The 14205-nt window shown below is 42.2% G+C and carries 12 protein-coding genes; all 12 read right to left on the bottom strand.

Annotated features, from left to right (window positions below):
• Window positions 1–18: 18 nt before the first annotated feature.
• On the bottom strand, window positions 19–1224 hold the full coding sequence (gene hisZ, locus T494_RS0106430) for an ATP phosphoribosyltransferase regulatory subunit (RefSeq protein WP_028505595.1): 1206 nt from the start codon (window positions 1222–1224) through the stop codon (window positions 19–21).
• Between the two features lie 163 nt (window positions 1225–1387).
• A complete protein-coding gene (locus T494_RS0106425; protein WP_028505594.1) occupies window positions 1388–5794 on the bottom strand; it encodes a PolC-type DNA polymerase III in 4407 nt (1468 codons plus the stop codon).
• Window positions 5795–5805: 11 nt separating this feature from the next.
• Window positions 5806–6843, bottom strand: a complete 1038-nt coding sequence (gene ispG / locus T494_RS0106420) for a flavodoxin-dependent (E)-4-hydroxy-3-methylbut-2-enyl-diphosphate synthase (RefSeq protein WP_028505593.1) — start codon at window positions 6841–6843, stop codon at window positions 5806–5808.
• Window positions 6844–6862: 19 nt separating this feature from the next.
• Complete coding sequence (locus T494_RS0106415) at window positions 6863–7906, bottom strand: site-2 protease family protein (RefSeq protein ID WP_242836401.1); 1044 nt, start codon at window positions 7904–7906, stop codon at window positions 6863–6865.
• A gap of 12 nt (window positions 7907–7918) precedes the next feature.
• The gene (locus T494_RS0106410; protein WP_028505591.1) at window positions 7919–9070 is read right to left on the bottom strand and encodes a 1-deoxy-D-xylulose-5-phosphate reductoisomerase; all 1152 of its coding nucleotides are present in this window, start codon (window positions 9068–9070) and stop codon (window positions 7919–7921) included.
• A 66-nt stretch (window positions 9071–9136) separates the two neighbouring features.
• Window positions 9137–9964 carry a phosphatidate cytidylyltransferase gene (locus T494_RS0106405; protein WP_028505590.1) on the bottom strand — a complete coding sequence of 276 codons (828 nt, stop codon included), beginning with the start codon at window positions 9962–9964 and terminating at the stop codon, window positions 9137–9139.
• Between the two features lie 3 nt (window positions 9965–9967).
• Window positions 9968–10705, bottom strand: coding sequence for an isoprenyl transferase (locus T494_RS0106400; protein WP_028505589.1), 738 nt, complete (start codon window positions 10703–10705; stop codon window positions 9968–9970).
• A gap of 25 nt (window positions 10706–10730) precedes the next feature.
• Window positions 10731–11285, bottom strand: coding sequence for a ribosome recycling factor (gene frr, locus T494_RS0106395; protein ID WP_028505588.1), 555 nt, complete (start codon window positions 11283–11285; stop codon window positions 10731–10733).
• A 19-nt stretch (window positions 11286–11304) separates the two neighbouring features.
• The gene (gene pyrH, locus T494_RS0106390; protein WP_028505587.1) at window positions 11305–12009 is read right to left on the bottom strand and encodes a UMP kinase; all 705 of its coding nucleotides are present in this window, start codon (window positions 12007–12009) and stop codon (window positions 11305–11307) included.
• Window positions 12010–12062: 53 nt separating this feature from the next.
• Complete coding sequence (locus T494_RS0106385) at window positions 12063–12461, bottom strand: secondary thiamine-phosphate synthase enzyme YjbQ (protein ID WP_028505586.1); 399 nt, start codon at window positions 12459–12461, stop codon at window positions 12063–12065.
• A gap of 15 nt (window positions 12462–12476) precedes the next feature.
• Window positions 12477–13484: an NAD(P)H-dependent glycerol-3-phosphate dehydrogenase gene (locus T494_RS0106380; RefSeq protein ID WP_028505585.1), complete on the bottom strand. Its 1008-nt coding sequence runs from the start codon at window positions 13482–13484 to the stop codon at window positions 12477–12479.
• 18 nt (window positions 13485–13502) lie between these two features.
• A complete protein-coding gene (gene plsY, locus T494_RS0106375) occupies window positions 13503–14186 on the bottom strand; it encodes a glycerol-3-phosphate 1-O-acyltransferase PlsY (RefSeq protein ID WP_037344133.1) in 684 nt (227 codons plus the stop codon).
• Window positions 14187–14205 lie beyond the last annotated feature (19 nt).

Genomic DNA, 14205 nt, shown 5'->3' with positions numbered 1-14205 from the left:
ATCTACCTCCAATTACTCTTACTCTAATAAAGAGATCACGGTGATCTCATCACCAATGACAGCAAGTTTCTTAATGCCTTTTCTTCTGGCATAATCTTCACTTTCCTCACTGCTGTCAAAAAGCGAATTCTCTGCCTGTATACCTTTCTTCAGCAAGTCAAGCACATAGCGCATGGCGTCGACCTCATGACCTGCTTTACCGAAAACAAGCACCTGGGATGTTTCAGCTTTTTTACTCTTCCCGCAAATCATCATGTGCTTGGCGGCACTGTCAACATTAACTCCGAAGCCAACTGCGTTGCATTCTCTGCCAAACTCTCCCACAAGATTATCATATCTGCCGCCCTTCAGGACCGCCTCACCGATCGTAGACAGATAGCCTCTGAAAACAATGCCTGTATAATAGTCTATATGGCTGACTATTCCCAGGTCAAGGGAGATCTTCCCTTCATAGCCCAATGAGGAAAGTCTGTTGAATACCTCACGGAGATTATCGAGTATCTCACTTATTTTATCATCGGTATACAGCGCAGCTGCTTTATCGAGGACATCAACACCACCGAAAAGACGCGGGAGCTGTTTAAGTGCTTTAACAACCTTTGTATCGCCGATCGCATCAAGCAGATCATTGAGAACCGGATAATTTTTTGTGGATATAAGTGTTCTGATATCCTCCTTGACATCGCTGTCAACATCAAGCTTGTCCATCAGAGTTTTGAAATATCCGATATGTCCGATCTCAAGTCTGAAATTATCGCTGTCAAAACCGGACAAAGCTTCAACGGCTATTGAAAGTGCCTCGTAATCAGCACGCTTTTTGTTTTCACCGCCAAGAAGCTCAATTCCCGCCTGAACTACCTCATCAGACCTCCCTTTAAGCAAAGCGTTGTTCTCATACACGCTCTGATTATAGAAAAGTCTTAAAGGAAAATCAGTATCCTTCAATCTTGAAGCTGCAAGCCTTGCAATAGGAATAGTTGAATCGGGACGCATAACAATGATCCTGCCCTTTGAATCGACCAGTTTGTACATGTTTTCCTGGCTGAAATGCCTTGTACTTGAGGTGAAAAGGTCATAAAACTCTATGCCCGGTGTTACGACCTCACTATATCCCGTTCGGGTGAAAAGGATATTCAGTTTTTGTTCTGCTTCACGTCTTGCGATACACTCGTCAAAAAGCAGATCCCGTGTTCCTTCAGGAGTTATCAGATCGTTTTTTTTCATTCTATCATTCCTTCATCGTTCCTATATTGTTTTAGTTTAGCGTGCTAAAGTATTAGCATATTACTATGATATTATCCTAAATCATTCTACCATAGTATACATAACCTGTCAAGTAATTTTGCACAAAACAGAAACGCAAAATTTGTAAAATAATTATTAAGTCTCAGAACAAAGACAGCTGATTTTGCTTTGGAAGATCTCCAAAAGCACCGTTTCTGTCCAGTGTCTCCACCACTGATCTTGGCACACCGCTTTGGATCTGGAATTCCTCAACGGAGATAAATCCCTGATCTCTTGCTTTTTCATAAATCAGTTTAGCTGCGTTTTCGCCCACTCCGTTAAGGGAACAGAACGGAAGCCTTATTTTTCCGTCTTCTATCTGATATATAAACGAATGTGACTTATAAATATCTACGGGAAGAAATTCATAGCCTCTGGATAGCATCTCATTGGCAACAAGAAGCATATCACACACATCTTCGTCCTTCTTAGACTTTTCATTTTTAGGCATTGCCTCATATTCCTGTATCTTGGATCTTAAAAAGAACTTTCCCTTCATTACCGTTTCAGCGTCAAAGTCTTCTCCACGGACTGTAAATATAGAAGCATAGAACGTCAGTGGGTCATGCACCTTAAACCAGCAAAGCCTGATCGCTGCAATAACATACGCTGCGGCATGGGCTTTAGGGAACATATACTTGATTTTCAAACAGCTGTCGATATACCACTGAGGTACATCATGCGCTCTCATTTCATTCTGCATATCTTCGGTCAGCAGTGCAGGGGCTTTTCCTTTACGGGTTATCTCCATTATTTTAAACGAGAGGCTCTTGTCCACTCCATGGTGTATAAGGTAGGTCATAATACTGTCTCTGGTTCCGATAACATTAGAAATGTCGCAGATATTATTAGCTATCAGATCCTTTGCGTTTCCAAGCCAAACGTCTGTACCGTGGGACAGACCGGATATCTGGAGAAGGTCGGAGAAATTCTTTGGCTTTGCATCCATAAGCATCTGACAAACAAATTTTGTACCCATTTCCGGTATAGCAAGCGTTCCGGTGTTAAACATTATATCTTCGGTCGTAACACCCAGAGCCTCAGGTGATGTGAAAAGGCTGTAAACATCAGGGTCGGACATAGGTATCTTTGTAATATCCTTTCCGCTGAACTCCTCAAGGTACTTATAAAGCGTAGGAACATCGTGACCAAGCTCATCAAGTTTAAGAATGGTGTCATGCAGCGAATGGAAGTCAAAGTGTGTTGTGACCATGTCAGAGTCTATTTTTTCAGCAGGATGCTGAACGGGAGTAAAATCATACACCTCATAGTCGCTGGGGATAACAACCATTCCGCCCGGATGCTGTGAGGTCGTTTTCTTTATTCCACAGCAGCCGATGGTCAGTCTTTCTATTTCAGCCGGAGAAGCTGTCTTTCCACGTTCTTCAAGATATTTTAATACATATCCGTAAGCATTTTTATCCTGAACAGCACTTATAGTACCTGCCTTGAATACATGATCTTCACCAAAAAGCTCTTCTGTATACTTATGTGCTCTGGACTGGAATGCTCCGGAGAAGTTAAGGTCGATATCCGGTGCTTTATCCCCATGGAAGCCAAGGAATGTTTCAAACGGTATATCATGACCGTCACGATTAAGTTCAGCACCGCATTGGGGACATTTTTTCGGCGGAAGATCAAAGCCTGAGCCAACAGAGCCGTCGGTAATAAACTCGCTGTAACGACATTCAGGACACACATAATGGGGTTCCAGAGGGTTTACCTCGGAAATACCTGACATAGAGGCAACAAAAGATGAACCAACCGAACCACGGGAACCGACCTGGTATCCGTTCTGATTTGAATATGCAACAAGCTTCTGAGAGATCATATACAGTACGGCAAAACCGTGTTCAATGATCGAGTCAAGTTCTCTTTCCAATCTGTTGAAAACAATAGGCGGGATATGTCCCTCGTAGTACTTGCTTATATGCTTTACCTGATCATCGTCAAGATCTTTTTCAGCCGGTACGATTATGCTTTCCGGGTCGCAGTCGCCAAAAATGCTAAGGCACTTTTTCCAGCATATTACCTGAAGCTCATACACTGCGCCCTCGATAAACGGTGTATATGTACCGTTAGGAAAGGCTTTAAGGTCCGGATCAACAAGATCGGCAACACGATTTGTATTGGTAACAACGACCTCAAATGCCTTTTCTTCACCCAGATACGAAAATTCTTCAAGCATCTCATCTGTAGTTTTGAAATAAAGCGGTGCCTGGTTGTCAGCATCGGCAAATCCCTGTCCGGCCATAATTATTGCTCTGAACTGTGCATCGCCCTTATCAAGAAAATGAACGTCACCTGTGGCACATACAGGCAAACCAAGCTCGTCTGCAAGCTTACAGATCGTTCTGTTGTAATCTCTCAGCTGTTCATATGTTGTCACAGTACCGTTTCTGAGCATAAACTCATTGTTACCGATAGGCTGTATTTCAAGGTAGTCGTAAAAAGATGCGATCTGTTTAAGTTTATCCCATGATGCACCTTCCGCCATAGCACGGAACACTTCGCCCTGTTCACAGGCAGATCCGATAATAAGACCCTCTCTGTGTTTTACAAGCTGTGACTTAGGGATCCTCGGACGGCGTTTATAGTATTTAAGATTGGAATCCGAAATAAGTCTGTACAGATTCTTCAGTCCTGTATTGTTACGTACAAGAATTATCTGGTGATAGCGTCTTTGATTTCTGATATTCTCCTCGCCCTCATCACCAAGCAGACTGTTGATCATGTCAACTGTTATTATCAATAAATGATAGGTTTCTATCAGTTTTTTACATAGCCTGATAAACACATGAGAAATAAGATCCGCACCTTTCAGCTCCTTGCCTCCAAGGTCGGAGAACAAACTGTTATTCAAAACGCTGTCAAGCTTTGAAGTTACATCATCAAGCATTAGTCTGCACATTGAAGAAAGGTCGATGAAAGAATAATCATACTTGATCCCACACCGTTCAAGTGCCTTATCAAAGCTTTTTTGTATTACATATCCATCATCAAAAACCAAAACGGGATCACTGCCGCAAAATGACACAAATCTTTCAACAAGCGTCTTTTCATCAGGCAGGTCGCCAATACTTAAAGACACGCTTTCGCACATTGAAAGCTCCGAGATCTTTTCGGCGCTTACAGCGGTGATATTTCCGCTTTCGGAAAAGGATATTGAAACGGCAATAAAGTCTTCTGTCAGTTCCCTTTTATCACAGCCTGTATAGACGTTCGCATCGTTATTGACCTCATAGTTCTCAACACCGTACAGGATCTTGAAATCAGGATTATCCTTACGTATCTTTGAGCAGGCACCACCGGCTTCGGAGAAAGCCTGTACAACACCGTGATCGGTGATAGCAACGGCTTTATGACCCCAGAAATTCGCTCTGTTTACAAGATTTGCGGCCGGAGACATGGCATCCATCTGTGACATATTTGTATGCAGATGCAGCTCAACTCGTTTTTTCTCCGCAGTGTCCTTTTTTAGTTCACGCTTTACAAGCATGATCGATTCAGGGATAAGGTAGAAAGAGTGATCAAAATCATCCTCATCCATTTTCCCCGCAGCTATTATGGTACTTCCCTTTTTCAGCTTTTCAAGCATAGCTTCAAGGACCTGCTTGGTAAGCGGATTAAACTTATTAGCCCTTAAAGCGCCCACCAATTTGATAGATAAAGATGATGTATAATCCGTAAAAAAGAGCTTAGCGATAAGCATACCTTTCTTGGTTTCTTTGGTTTCTATCTTGAAAACGTCTCCCCATGCGGTAACAGCACCCTGGAAATCGCCCGGTATATTCTTCATTTCGCTGACATCAGCATTTGGAGAAATGGGCGATCCTTTAAGTACTAATGCATTTTCACACAAAAGATGGAGCCTTGTAAAGTCAACACTGCAAGTACGGAATTCGATCTTTTCTTCGTCCTTTTTATTTGAAGGAATACTTGCAGAAGGTGCATTATTTGCATCAGACCGCTGCGGAATTTCCGGAGGCGGTAAATTTGCAAGAAATTCCTGTTGTTCCCGTCTGATCTTCTCGCTGTCATTTTCGAGCAGACCGTTAAATTCTACCTTATACCTTACCGAAAACATTTCTTCTATAAGAGCAGAAAGCTCCCTTGAAGCTCCGTTATCTTTTAAAAGTCTATATCCACCGTGTTTAAGCTCAATAGTTACAACACCATCGCTTATCTTTGCCACAGCGTCATAGAAAAAGCCGTTAACAAGAGAAAATCTGTCTTTAAAAAACTTGAATATCTGTGTGAAATAATCTGCAGTGAGCATATCCGGAGCAAACTTACAGTTTACTGTGAATCTCCTTATTGACAGCTTGTCCTTCATAAACGTGCAGAAATCCACTATCTGATCGTATGTAACAAGCTGTGAAAATGAAGCTGTAACACACAAAGCGGTATGCTCATTGTTTGAAGTTATTTTTAGTATTTTTCCGCTGCACATTTCGGGCGGAAAATCATACTGAAAGCTTGAGAAAAACTCTGTGAAATTGTTATCCATAATTTATATCCTTAAAGCTTGTTTATTTCTTCTATAAGCGCCTTTAAAGCCTCTTCTTCAGGAAGCTTGCAGATCTGCTTTCCTTTTTTGAACAGCACAGCACATTTATCCCCGCCTGCTATTCCAACATCAGCTTCACCTGCTTCACCTATTCCGTTAACTACACATCCCATTACTGCAACGGTAATATCCTTATCTATATCCCGGGTAAGCTCTTCGACTTTTTTTGCAAGCCCGATCAGATCTATCTTTGTTCTTCCACAAGTAGGACAGGAAACTATCTTTATGCCGCTTCCCTTTCCAATAGCTTTTAAGATATCCTTTGCTGCATATATTTCTTTGACCGGCTCATCTGTAAGCGAAACCCTTATTGTTTCCCCAATACCGTCCAGAAGAAGCGAGCCGATGCCGACAGATGACTTGATAAGACCCATTCGCTCTGTTCCTGCTTCGGTAACACCAAGGTGAAGCGGATAATTACACTTTTGGGCAAGCAATCTGTATCCCTTAACCATAGTATCCACATTTGATGACTTGATAGAGATAACTATATTATCAAAATCGCAGTCCTCAAGGATTTTCACATGTCCCATGGCACTTTTCACCAAAGCTTCAGCACAGGGAGAACCATATTTAGCGAGGATATTTTTCTCAAGCGAACCCCCGTTAACTCCGATCCTTATGGGAATGCCACGCTGCGTGCACACTTTAACAACTTCCCTGACACGGGAAATGTCCCCTATATTGCCCGGATTTATTCTTATGGCATCAACACCTGCCTGCGCAGATGCAATCGCCAGCTTATAATCAAAATGGATATCAGCAACCAAAGGCATTGATACCCTTTCCTTTATTGCAGGAATCAGCTTTACAGCATTAGCATCAGGTATAGCCGCCCTGATTATCTCGCAACCTGCCTTTTCAAGTTCAACTGCCTGTTTTACAGAGCCCTCGATATTATCAGAGGGAATGTTGAGCATGGATTGGATATAGATCTTTTTGCCGTCAAGAGTAAGATCTCCGACTTTTACTGCCTTACAGGTCCTCATTTTTTCTCATTCCTTCATATCAGAATAGTTTTATTATATCGCTTACGGTTACAATAGCCATTAATAACAAAAGGGCAACAAGTCCTACAAAATGCACCATTCCCTCATGTTCTGGTTTTACAGGTTTACGTCTGATGCCCTCAATAATAAGGAAAACCAGCCTTCCTCCGTCAAGTGCCGGCAAAGGCAAAAGATTGAAAATACCGATATTGATCGTAATAAATGCCGAAATAGACAGCATTGTGTGGATAAGGCTTGACCAGTCTATCTTGCCTGTCTCTTTATCAGTTTCAGAATCAACAACATCACCTATTGTATCCACAATGCCAACCGGACCACTCAGGTCACGAAGAGAATACTTACCAGTAATAATGTCCTTTAAAGATATAAAGATAAGTCTTGCGTCCGACGCTCCTGTTTTAAGTGTTTGTGAAAGCACAGTCCCCACATTCAATGCAACAGGCTTAACTTTAAAATCTATATGCATCGTTTTTTCGTTGGTTGAGAACTTAACATCTTTAAGCTCTTTTATCTCTCCGTCTCTTTCGACCACAATATCAAAAACTCCGTCTTTATCATTTCTGAACTGGAAAGACATATCTGCCGTTGTAAAAATACGCATACCGTTTATCTTGACGATCCTGTCTCCAAGCTCAAGACCTGTTGCGTGTGAGGATGCACCATCTTCAAAATAAGATATGGTGGTTGATGCATAGGGACCGCTGGTAGCTGTATTTACCAGCAAAAGGATAAACCCAAGAATGAAATTCATTACAACGCCGGCAATTACGATCGTTACCCTTTGCCATACTTTCTTTTTACAGAAAGCATTGGAATCATCGCTGGAGCCATCCTCACCTTCCATTGCACAATATCCTCCGAACGGAATGATACGAAGTGCATAAATGGTATCACCCTTTTTCTTTTTGAATATGGCAGGACCCATTCCGATAGCAAACTCATTTACCTTGACCTTGTTCCACCTTGCAACAATAAAATGTCCGAACTCATGTATAACTATTATTATCTCGAACATCAACACCGCAAATAATATTGAACCCAAAGTTCTCATATATCATTTTTCCCTTTCAATTATCAGCTTTCTTACATATTCTCTCGCTGTTTTATCAGCCTCAAGAACATCATCCACACAAGTAATATCTTTTCCCTCTATATTTTCAAGAGCCTTTGTAACAAGCTCTCCGATCTCTAAAAACTTTATCTTTCCGTCAAGAAAAGCTGCAACTGCAACCTCATTTGCACCATTGACTATTGCCGGTTTGGTACCGCCTGCGGTTATCGCCTTTATGCAGGCTGTCAGACAATCAAAGGTTTTATAATCAGGCTTATCAAAGCTCAGTGTACCATAGTCAGTAAGAGACAAGTGCTTTGTCGGACAATCAACCCTTTCAGGATACAAAAGTGCATACTGTATAGGGATCTTCATGTCCGGAACGCCCATCTGTGCTATTACCGAGTTATCATTGAACTCAACAGCCGAATGTACTACGCTTTCCCTTTGAACAACTATCTCGATCTGCTCCGGCTTAAGATCAAAAAGCCATATAGCCTCAATAAACTCAAGTCCTTTATTCATAAGCGTTGCAGAATCTATGGTTATCTTTCTGCCCATCGACCAGTTCGGGTGAGCAAGTGCCTGTTCAACACCAACGTTTTCAAGTTCCGCCTTTGTCTTCTTATAGAAAGGTCCCCCGGAGGCAGTCAGGATAATACTTTTCAGCTGCTCCTTCTTGTTGCCCTGAAGACATTGAAAAATCGCAGAATGCTCGCTGTCAACAGGATATATTTTAACGCCTTTTTCCTTTGCCCTGTTAATTACAAGCTTACCTCCTGCCACAAGTGTTTCCTTATTGGCAAGCGCAATATCTGTGCCGTGCTCGATAGCAGTCAGGGTAGGTATAAGACCTACCATGCCTACAACGCTGTTAAGCATAATGTCAACGCCGTCCATTGAAGCTATGGTTTTCAGACCATCCATTCCGGTTAACACAGTAACATCGCCGTCAAGCAGTTTTTTCAGCTCATCAAGCTTTTGCTCACAGTATATGCAAACAGTTTTGACCTTATGCTCATTAGCCTGCCGTGCCAGAAGCTCAACATTTGAATATGCAGCAAGTGCAGCGATCTTCAGACCATGCTTGTCACACACCTCTATTGCCTGAGTTCCAATTGAACCTGTTGAGCCGATTATAGAAATTGTTTTCATAGCTTTGTCCTTTTTAAATATTCATAGGGGTAAGCTTTCAGCCTGCCCCTAATCGTCAATAATTCTTTAACCTATTATCATACCCTGTGTATAGAGATAGAACATAAAAGGTGCTACAAGCAATACGCTGTCAAATCTATCCATTACACCGCCGTGACCGGGCATTATGTTTCCATAATCCTTGATACCTGTCTGTCTTTTAATAATAGATGCGGTAAGGTCGCCAACAAGCCCGATAAGAGCGCACATCATACCTGCTACAAATATCCATCCGAAACGCACCGGAAGGCCTTTGAAGAGGTATCTGTAACAAAGGGAAACAATAAGCATGATGACACCGTTTGAGATAACACCGCCAATAAGTCCTTCAACAGTCTTTTTAGGGCTTATTTCAGGGCAGAGCTTTGTCTTTCCAAGGAATGTTCCGGCAAAATATGCACCGCTGTCTGCAAGCCATGCACCGCAAAGAGTTATTACCAGCAGGAAAACACCGCCGCCTCTGCGGGACATATCAATGAGAGGATGCATACAGTAATTTACAAGCGAAGTCACGCCGATCATAACAAAGAAATCTGTGTAGGTAAAATTTTTATGATCTGAAAGATACAAAACGCAGACAGCTATAATAAACAACAAATAATAAAGCTGGGAATTAAAGAAAGTCATCCAGCCATGAGCATGCAGTGCCGGCATTAAAGCGTCAAGCCCGATAAAAGCATAACAGGCAATACATACCTTAAAATGCTTGTCAAATTTGGTTGCCCGGAAAATCTCCCAGACAGCCATAGCCGTTATGAAACCAAGTGCGATATTAAAAACAAAAGTGTCATGAAGTACCAACAGAACTATTGCAATTACAAGTGCAACAGCAGCTGATTTAATACGTGTGCTCATTTTTTACACTCCTCCGAATCGTCTGTTTCTGTCATTATAGGCAACGATAGCCTTATCAAGATCGTCTTTTTTAAAGTCCGGCCAGAGGATATTGGAATAATAGAACTCCGCATATGCGCTTTGCCAGATCATAAAATTTGAAAGTCTCTGTTCACCGCTTGGTCGGATAACAAGGTCCACAGGCGGCACTTCCTGAGTGTACAGATTCTGTTCGATCATGTCCATAGTGATGTCTTCGGGTTCAAGTTTGCCGTCCTTGACCAGCTGAGCAAGAGTCCTGCAGCTATGACAGATCTCATCCCTGCCGCCGTAATTTATTGCAAGAAGCAGCGTCATTGAGTCAAAATCCTTTGACGTCTGCTCAACATCAAGCATTTTATCCTGTAAAGACGGTCTGAGCTTAGTCCTGTCGCCGATAAAACGGATACGTATATTTTCCTCTATAAAATCCTTGACCTCATCCAAATACTTCTCAAAAAGGTCCATAAGAGCATCAACCTCTTCCTGAGGACGTCTCCAGTTCTCAGTCGAAAAGGCATAGAAGGTAAGATATTTTATCCCGACCTGTTTAGCGTATTTTGTTATGGTACGAAAGTTCTGAGCACCCTGACGGTGTCCGATCTTTCTTGGCAGACCACGCTTTTTAGCCCACCTGCCATTTCCGTCCATGATTATACCCACATGTACCGGGATATTCAGATCGCTGTTTGATCCGCTTTTATTTTTGCCGAACAAAGCCATTTTTAAAACCTCATCAATTCACAAATCAAATAGAAAGGATCTCTTTTTCCTTCTCTGCAACGTGTTCATCAACTTCCTTGCAGAACTTATCGGTCATTTTCTGGATTGCTTCCTCTCCGTCCTTCTGCTCATCCTCGGTGATCTCACTGTTTTTCTTTTTTGCCTTTATTTTTTCCATAGCATCACGTCTTATGGAGCGAATTGCAACCTTGGTATCCTCTCCGCCTTTTTTAACTTCCTTAACAATCTCCTTACGTCTGTCCTCGGTAAGCTGCGGGAATGTAAGACGGATAACCTGTCCGTCGTTCTGCGGATTTATACCGATATCCGAAGCCTGGATAGCCTTTTCAATAGACTTTAATGTAGATTTATCCCATGGAGTGATAACCAGCACCCTTGCCTCTGCAACAGAAACAGCAGCCATCTGATTGACAGGTGTAGGTGAACCGTAATAATCCACCTTGACCTTGTCGAGTACATTAGGATTAGCTCTGCCTGCCCGGATAGATGCAAATTCGGAAAGCATAACGTTTATCGACTTCTCCATTTTGGATTTTGCTTTTTCTTTAAGTTCTTTCATAATTATCGCTCCTTTATTTTTATTTAACTATTGTACCGATGTTTTTACCCATGCAGGCATCGTATATATTGTCAGGTCTGCTAAGGTCAAAAACAAGGATAGGAATATTATTATCCTGACACATTGCAGCCGCAGTGGAATCCATTACCTTCAGACCCTTTGAGAGTATCTCATTGAAAGTAAGAGTATCATATCTTACAGCATCCGGGTACTGATGAGGGTCTTTATCATAAACACCGTCAACCATTGTTGCTTTAAAGAAAATATCTGCTTCGATCTCAGCCGCTCTCAGAGCTGCAGCGGTGTCTGTAGAGAAAAACGGGTTACCTGTTCCGCCGCCAAAGATGCAGACTCTTCCCTTCTCAAAATGTCTAATTGTCTTATTTCTTATGTATGGCTCAGCAACCTGAGGCATGGAAATAGATGTCTGGACTCTAACCTCCAGACCACAATGCTCAAGTCCGTCGGCAACAGCAAGCGAGTTCATTATTGTCGCCAGCATACCTATATGGTCAGCTCTTGTTCTGTCCATTGCTCCGCTGGAGCGTCCTCTCCAGAAGTTTCCGCCGCCAACAACAATTCCTACCTCAACTCCGGCATCAACGCATTTTTTGATGCTTTTCCCAAAAGAATTGATAACATCGTAATCAAGCCCCATTTTCTTATCACCGGCAAGAGCCTCACCGCTAAGCTTCAGAAGTATTCTTTTGTACTTTGGTTCCATATTGATGCAACTCCTTAACATATATTTTTTCCGGGCTCACCCGTATTATTGACTTATCCTCGCATTACCTTGATGAAAAACGTCCTTTCTCTCGGACCGTCACATTCAACAAAATATATCCCCTGCCATGTTCCAAGCAAAAGTCTGTTGTCGCTGACTATAACTGTTTCCGAGCAGCCTATACAAGTCGATTTCATGTGTGCGTGGGAATTTCCCTCTGCGTGTCTGAACTGAGGTCTGTCGGGAAATGTTTTGTTAAGCGCAAGCGAAAGGTCTCTGACCACGTCGGGATCTGCATTTTCGTTTATAGTTATACCGGCTGTGGTATGCGGACAAAATACGACTGCAATTCCTTCATTTACTCCCGACTCAATAACTGCCTGTCTTACATAGCTTGTTATATTGTAAAAAGCAGTCTGTTCTTTTGTTTTGATATGTACGGTCTTGATCATAATCTGTTCTCCCGATCAGTTTTTAAGAAAATCTGCTTCAAGTTCCGTTGTCCATGGTCTGTTCATCAATGTGGACAGAGCATCCTTCGGAGATCTTCCGCAATAGAGTATATCATACAGTTCACATGTGATAGGCATATCAACCCCAAGTTTTTTGCAAAGTGCATATGCGTTTTTTGTACACACATATCCCTCGACTGTTCCTATCTGCTTAACAGCCTCCTGTGGATCGGTACCCTTTCCAATAAGGATTCCTGCACGCCTGTTACGGCTGTGCATACTGCAGCAGGTAACTATCAGATCACCTATACCGCTGAGTCCGGCAAATGTTTCAGCCTGAGCACCCATCGCAAGACCAAGCCTGCGTATCTCATTGATACCTCTGGTCATAAGGGCAGCCTTTGTGTTATCCCCCAGACCAAGTCCGTCACACACACCTGCGGCAAGGGCTATAACATTCTTGAGCGAACCGCCTACTTCCGCACCAATAACATCGTCACACAGGTATATTCTGAAAGTATGACTTGAAAATGCTTTCTGTATCACTTTAGCCGCATTATAGTCATCGCAGGCTGTAACTACGGTTGTAGGTATCCCACGACCCACTTCCTCCGCATGAGAAGGTCCGGTAAGGACAGCCACTGTATTTAGAGGGAAGCATTCTTTCGCTACCTGGCTCATTGTTTTAAAGCTATCTGCTTCAAGACCTTTGGATGTATTAACAATAACAGTTTCAGGATCCATAAACCCTGCCGCCTGTTCGCAAACACCCCTTAAAAACGATGACGGTATACCCAAAAGAACAATATCTGCATTTTTTACACAAGATATATCTGTAGTTAGTTTTATAGATTCATTTATCTTTACACCCGGGAGCTTTGCAGCGTTTTCACCGGTTTTTCTGATAGTTTCAATTTCTTGTTCAAAAGCCGACCACACCGTGACATCATTGCCGGCGTTATCGGAGATAACGGCAAGCGCAAGTCCGAATGCACCTGATCCAAGAATTGTTACACGAGCCATACTATAGCTCCTTTCGATTTAATTGTCTTTTGTACTGCTTTCAGAACTTTTTTTCTTGCTGCCGAATTTATTTTCGGTACCGTTCATAAGTCTGATTATATTAGGTTTATGCATATAAACAATAATAATTCCGATAAGAGCAGCGACGATCGTATTAGGAATAACGCCCTGGGGATACGGGAAAATAAAAGACTGGACAACAAAAGTAAAAATAGGATAAGATATAGCTGCAGCTATAGAACCGACCGAAACATACTTTGTTACTACAACAAGAAAAATAAATGTTCCCACAGACAAAGCACAGGTCAACGGATCAATGGTCAGAAGGGTCGTAGCTGCAAGCAAAACACCTTTTCCGCCGTGAAAACCGTAAAAGACAGGGAAAATATGTCCGATCATAACAATAAGGCCTGCAAGGTATCCGATAAACTTGTTGTCGCCAAAGAAAGTGACGTTCATAAGATCCGTAACGACAATTCTGCAAACAACAACTGCAACAACACCCTTTATAAGGTCAAATATAAGTGTAGCAAGAGCCGGTCCCTTTCCGAACACACGATATACATTTGTCAGTCCGGCATTTTTACTGCCATACTCTCTTATGTCCTTATGCTTCATTATCCTGCATACGAGGATCGCAGAGTTAAGGCTTCCGAACAGATATGAAAATACAACAGTAAAAGCTATTGCAAGGTATGACACTAAACTTCCTCCCAAAAAA

The organism is Ruminococcus sp. FC2018 (genome assembly GCF_000621805.1).
GTDB lineage: Bacteria > Bacillota > Clostridia > Oscillospirales > Ruminococcaceae > Hominimerdicola.
This window is presented reverse-complemented; position numbering and strand designations above follow the sequence as displayed.

Bases quoted from the DNA above. Each gene is read 5' to 3' on its own strand.
- hisZ (WP_028505595.1), bottom strand. From the start codon at position 1,224: ATGAAAAAAAACGATCTGATAACTCCTGAAGGAACACGGGATCTGCTT.
- T494_RS0106425 (WP_028505594.1), bottom strand. From the start codon at position 5,794: ATGGATAACAATTTCACAGAGTTTTTCTCAAGCTTTCAGTATGATTTT.
- ispG (WP_028505593.1), bottom strand. From the start codon at position 6,843: ATGAGGACCTGTAAGGCAGTAAAAGTCGGAGATCTTACTCTTGACGGC.
- T494_RS0106410 (WP_028505591.1), bottom strand. From the start codon at position 9,070: ATGAAAACAATTTCTATAATCGGCTCAACAGGTTCAATTGGAACTCAG.
- T494_RS0106405 (WP_028505590.1), bottom strand. From the start codon at position 9,964: ATGAGCACACGTATTAAATCAGCTGCTGTTGCACTTGTAATTGCAATA.
- T494_RS0106400 (WP_028505589.1), bottom strand. From the start codon at position 10,705: ATGGCTTTGTTCGGCAAAAATAAAAGCGGATCAAACAGCGATCTGAAT.
- frr (WP_028505588.1), bottom strand. From the start codon at position 11,285: ATGAAAGAACTTAAAGAAAAAGCAAAATCCAAAATGGAGAAGTCGATA.
- pyrH (WP_028505587.1), bottom strand. From the start codon at position 12,009: ATGGAACCAAAGTACAAAAGAATACTTCTGAAGCTTAGCGGTGAGGCT.
- T494_RS0106385 (WP_028505586.1), bottom strand. From the start codon at position 12,461: ATGATCAAGACCGTACATATCAAAACAAAAGAACAGACTGCTTTTTAC.
- T494_RS0106380 (WP_028505585.1), bottom strand. From the start codon at position 13,484: ATGGCTCGTGTAACAATTCTTGGATCAGGTGCATTCGGACTTGCGCTT.